Consider the following 5,241-nt stretch of genomic DNA (forward strand, 5'->3'; position numbering starts at 1 on the left):
TAATAGATTTTCCCATAATGCAATGCATCTATTTCCAACATAAAATTAGCCATGCATTTTCTTTCTTGACAAAAAATTTTTAAATTTAATAAAATAAAGAATAAATTTAAATAAAAAGGCAGAAAAATGGAGCAAAAGGAGGGGTCATGGATTTGAAGGAAAGAGTTAAGAGAATGATTTTTCTTGAAGAGGGGGGTCTGGAACCATCTTCAGAATTTGAAAAGGTCTGCATTGATTTTACTCATTATCTTAGAAGAGAGAGTCAAGATTTTTATTTCATGTGGAAGGATGAGTGGCTGAAGGAGAATTTTGAAAAAATAAAAAAGATAGCAGAATCAGAGGAGCCAGCTCTTATCTTAGGCGAGTCTGGCTCTGGAAAGGAGATTATATCAAGATTTATTCATTTTTTGAGCAAAAGGAAAGATAAACCCTTCTATCCAATGAATTGCTCATCTGAGCATGAAAAGGACATTCTTTACTCCAAGCTATTTGGACATGAAAGAGGAGCATACACTGGAGCGATTGAGAAAAGGAGAGGGCTACTGAAGTCAGCAGATGGAGGAACAGTATTCTTGGATGAAATTCAATCATCATCTGAGAATTTCCAGAGCTCTCTTCTAAGATTCCTTGACTTCCGAGAGATTCAACCCCTTGGCTCAGACAGAATTGAAAGGGCAGATGTAAGAATAATCTCAGCAAGCTCTCTTTCACTGGAAGAGCTAAAGAATTCTCTTTATCCGCCATTATTTTACAGAATAGAAGGTCTTGAGCTTTCAATCCTACCTTTGAGGGAGAGGGAGGATAAGGAAGCATACATTTATTATTTTCTTTTCAAAGAATGTAAGAGACTTGGAATGGAGAAGGATATAAGCGAGCCAGCAATGGAAGCCCTAAAGAGATACCCATGGCCAGGGAATCTTAGGGAGATGAGGAAAGTGATACACAGTGCAGTTCTTCTTTCAAAAGGGAAAACAATAGAGATAGAAGACCTTCCAGAGAAGATAAGAAATGAAGAGAAGAGGCTATCCATTCCTTCAGAATTGACCCCCTCTCTATCAGAGAAGGGCTTATCTATGCATTCTTTTCTTTCCTTCAACAAAAAAGAGCAAATGGATGATCTAACTCTAAACAATACAATAAGAATGCACATTCAGAAGGTATTATCCCTTACAAAAGGAAACAAGAGCAAAGCGGCAAAACTTCTTGGAATTCCCAGAACAACTCTGATAAACAAATTGAGAAAAATGGGATTAGACTGACCAAATATGGACAGATATATGAGAGGTAAAATTGGCTACCATAGGTATTTTTCTATAAGAATGTCCATATATGGACATTTAATGACCAAATAGGGACAGTTAGTAGATTTTATAAATCCCCAAACCCTCTCCACAAGCCAATCACAATTCTGGCATGAACCTTGATATAAATTTTAATGATGCCAGACAACTGGCAGAACAAATTTCAGGAGGTTTAAGAGATGCTTAAAAAGGTATTAATTGTTTCCCTTCTATTGGCAGAAATAGTTGGAGTTTCTCTCGGTCTTTTGTTACTACCCACCCCTGTGTTCAGTAAGTGGGTACCTGTAGATGAGCCTGGGCGTCTGTTTCAAGATCCTACAACTAAGATGTATGTTTGTTTCTGTGGGTGGACTCCTAACTGCATGCCATGTTATAAATATGAGGAAAAATGAGACAAATATTAAGGTTCTAAAGGGGAAGGTGATAACCTTCCCATTGACAACAGTTTGAACATTGAATATCATAAGCTAATGAGATATTTGAAACTGATATTTTTCTTGATAAGTTTTGTTGAGGCTTTTGGTAGCTATTTTGACGAATACTTTTCTCTTAACACACATGTTAAATTAAAAAAATCTTTTAATATTGTGGATATCGCAGTTGACAAAAATAATAATTTGTTCATACTCGACCTTGGTGAAAAAAATATCAAAAAATATTCTCAACACGGAGAATTACTCAAAGTAATTGGAAGAGAAGGTGAGGGTCCTGGCGAATTTATTTACCCAAGATGTATTTCGATTACAAATGATGAAATGTGTGTTGGGGATTTATTCACGCACAGAATCAGTTTTTTTACAGTTGAAGGAATATTTATAAAATCGGTAATTTGCAAAGGAATTACTTCTATCGCAAAAATAATTGCCTCAAAAAATCAATTACTCGTTTCTGGGTTAAAACATGGAGATACTTTATATCCAGGGTACTTTTTACATTTTTATACAAGAGAGGGAGAACCAAAAAAATCCTTTTTCCCCTTGGAATACCAAATTACTAAAATAGATGCCTTATTCACTCTTGCTCTATATGCACCTTTTGATATAGATTCTGATGGAAACATATACACATCATGGATCTACCGATATAAGCTTCACAAGTTTTTACCAAATGGAGAATTGGCACGAATATTTCCAATACCTAAGAATTACATTTCGCCCCCTCATCCTTATCCTAATCCACTAAACCGTGACAAATATGAAAAATGGCTATCGAAATGGCATCAAGTGTTAAAGGTCATTGTTGTCAAAGATTACATTCTGGTTTTTTTAAGAGTCCACGAACCAAATGAGTTCAGAATCGATATTTACAACAAAGAAGGAAATTTGATTCATGAGAATGTTCTAACCGACTTAGAGCTCTTGGGAAAGGATCCATCAGGAAATCTATATTTTAAGGGAAGGCTTGGCGAAGATTTTACTGAATTAGAGATATATAAATTGAAACTATGAAGGGCAAGCTTTTCTTGTGGTTATTAGGAGGGACTAATATATTTTTACTTTTCTGTCTTTTTTTCATTTTTTCCCAGTATTATAAATGTAAAGTTAATTGGGAACTTTCTTTTAGCTACGCGAAAGCCCTGGAAGCAAAAATAAGTTTAAATAGAGAATATATACACCCAATAAAACTTCCAGATATCAATGGGAATATTGTAAATCTTTACTTTTCCTCTAACAAGAGATTTGTTTTTATTTTAGTAGCACCGATAGATTGTGAAATTTGTATCGAGCAAGCATATGAGATAGGTGACAAATTATCGAATATTCGCGGTTTGGAAATTGTATGGATTTTCAGCAAAACTAACCAGTTTGAATTACTGCATTTTATTAACAAGGAAAATCTAAGCAAATTTTCTAAAATTCTTATAGATCCAAAGGGTGAAATAGCTCATAATTGGAATTGTAATACTCCTTCTATAGTTTTCACAGAAGGTTCTAAGGTAAAATATTATATAAAACTAAAAGGTGTCCCTTACCAAACAAAACAGATTTTAAATGAAATTTGCTTTTTAATGGGATTTTCTTAAAGAGTTCTCGTTAATAAGGGTATTATTTTGTAAAATTAAAGAACTCTGACATAATAATCTTCGATTCGCGACCTCTGAGCTTGACCCAGAATCAGAAAAAAGAATTGAAAATCTAATAAAAGAAAAATTCAAAAACAAAATCTGCATAGTAATCTCCCAAAGAGAATTTTCTAAAACTTCCTTTGACAGAGTATTCTACTTAGAAAATGGAAAGGATAAAATTAATTTTAGTTCACTTTAAAATCGGTAAATTGATAAAGGAAAGAGTATAAAGGGGTGAATAAAAAAGAAAACGTTTGATTAATTTTTACTCATATATTTGGAAATTAAATTTGAAAAAATTATAAAATTGTTGAAAAGATAAAGCAAAAAGGATAAAATTTTTTTGAGATGCTTGAGCTTAGAGGGGTTACAAAGAAGTTTTTTGCTATTCCTGTAGTGAATTCAGTCTCTTTTACTCTGAGGTCAGGTGAAATCGTCGGATATTTAGGACCTAACGGAGCAGGCAAAACGACAACAATAAAGATGCTTGCAGGGCTTATTGAGCCGAGCAATGGGGAAATTTTTTTTAATGGAAAGAATATCTGGGAAAATATAAATGAGTATAAAGAGAGAATTGGTTATGTTCCTGAACATTCGGAACTTTATCCCTATCTAACAGGTTATGAATATCTTAAGCTTGTTGGACGCCTTAGACTCATTCCTGAAAAGATTCTTGAGGAAAAAATCAATGGATTTATGGAGCTTTTTGGACTGGAAGCGGATATGCACTCAGAGCTTTCATCCTATTCAAAGGGGATGAAACAGAAAATTTTAATTTCCTCTGCTCTTCTTCACAATCCTGATGTTCTTCTCCTTGATGAACCCCTTACAGGTCTTGATGTGGCTACTTCCCTTGTTCTCAGGAGCATTCTTAGAAAATTATCTGAAGAGGGTAAAATTATTCTTTACAGTTCCCATATTCTTGAAGAGGTTGAAAAGATATGCACAAGAGTTATTATAATTCACAAGGGCACAATCCTTGCAGATGATTCTGCAGAAAATCTAAGGAATCTTATGAATGTTAAATCCCTTGAGGAAGTTTTTCAGCAATTGGTTTTAAAAATTGATGAGGAGGGAGTAGCTGAAAAGATGGTAGATATTATGAAGAGGGGATAGGTTTGAGGGAGTCTGCAGAGAGATTTTTAACCCTTACAAAACATTTCTTCTGGAGATTTTTCTGGAATGAGACAATTCCTTTCAGAGAGCATATGGAAGCGAGTATAATTGTTATTCTTGCAATGCTTGCTGTTGCAGGAGGTTATCTTTCCAACTCCCTACTTTTTTATTATCTTTACTCCGATGTCCCTCTTTACGATAGTTCCATCTGGATTAAAAAATGCTTTTTTATATCATTTTTCATGATGATAATGGGCTTTATCTCTGCCTTAGAACTCAGGGTAGTTTTCCCTGATATTACGGAGCACTCCAATATTTCTCCGTTGCCAATAAGTTCAAAATTATTCTTCCTCTCAAAATTTTCAAGCTTGCTTCTCTTTGTTGGTCTATTTTCAATGAGCTCAAATTTATTTGCATCATTTATATTCCCCCTTTTTATAACCTCCCTCAAAAAGGTAAGCTTCTTTTTTCTCCTTCGTTTCTTTATCGCCCATATTTTAAGTGTTTATCTTGCCAATCTCTTTATCTTCCTTTTGGGTGCTTTTCTCTTGGGAATATCTTTAGTAGTTTTCCCCTTTCACCTATTTGAAAAATTATCCACATATTTACAGAGCTTTCTAATGGTCCTTTTCCTTATCTCCTTTTCCTTCTTTCCCACAATATTCTCAAGTTTGGAGAAGAATGAATTAAACTCATCCTTTATATACCTTTTCCCTCCAATGTGGTTTACAGGTCTTTATGATACAATCCTTGGACTGG

Annotated in this window: 5 protein-coding genes; 4 read left to right on the top strand and 1 reads right to left on the bottom strand. The window is 34.2% G+C overall.

The features are described 5' to 3' along the window. Positions 1-146: 146 nt before the first annotated feature. The 4 genes from ABIN61_09240 (at position 147) to ABIN61_09255 (ending at position 4,482) form a co-directional block, all read left to right on the top strand. The gene (locus tag ABIN61_09240; protein MEO0294380.1) at positions 147-1,259 is read left to right on the top strand and encodes a sigma 54-interacting transcriptional regulator; all 1,113 of its coding nucleotides are present in this window, start codon (positions 147-149) and stop codon (positions 1,257-1,259) included. A gap of 512 nt (positions 1,260-1,771) precedes the next feature. Further along, positions 1,772-2,749, top strand: a complete 978-nt coding sequence (locus tag ABIN61_09245) for a 6-bladed beta-propeller (GenBank protein ID MEO0294381.1) — start codon at positions 1,772-1,774, stop codon at positions 2,747-2,749. Further along, a complete protein-coding gene (locus ABIN61_09250) occupies positions 2,746-3,324 on the top strand; it encodes a redoxin domain-containing protein (protein MEO0294382.1) in 579 nt (192 codons plus the stop codon). Before ABIN61_09245 ends, ABIN61_09250 begins: the two co-directional genes overlap by 4 nt. 390 nt (positions 3,325-3,714) lie before the next feature. After that, positions 3,715-4,482 (top strand): ABC transporter ATP-binding protein, encoded by a 768-nt coding sequence (locus tag ABIN61_09255; GenBank protein MEO0294383.1) that lies wholly within the window; start codon positions 3,715-3,717, stop codon positions 4,480-4,482. A 193-nt stretch (positions 4,483-4,675) separates the two neighbouring features. Here ABIN61_09255 and ABIN61_09260 read toward each other — a convergent pair whose 3' ends face one another. Further along, on the bottom strand, positions 4,676-4,933 hold the full coding sequence (locus ABIN61_09260; GenBank protein MEO0294384.1) for a hypothetical protein: 258 nt from the start codon (positions 4,931-4,933) through the stop codon (positions 4,676-4,678). Between the last annotated feature and the right edge of the window lie 308 nt (positions 4,934-5,241).

The sequence above is a fragment of the candidate division WOR-3 bacterium genome, assembly GCA_039804165.1.
Lineage (GTDB): Bacteria > Hydrothermota > UBA3072 > UBA3072 > UBA3072 > JAFGHJ01.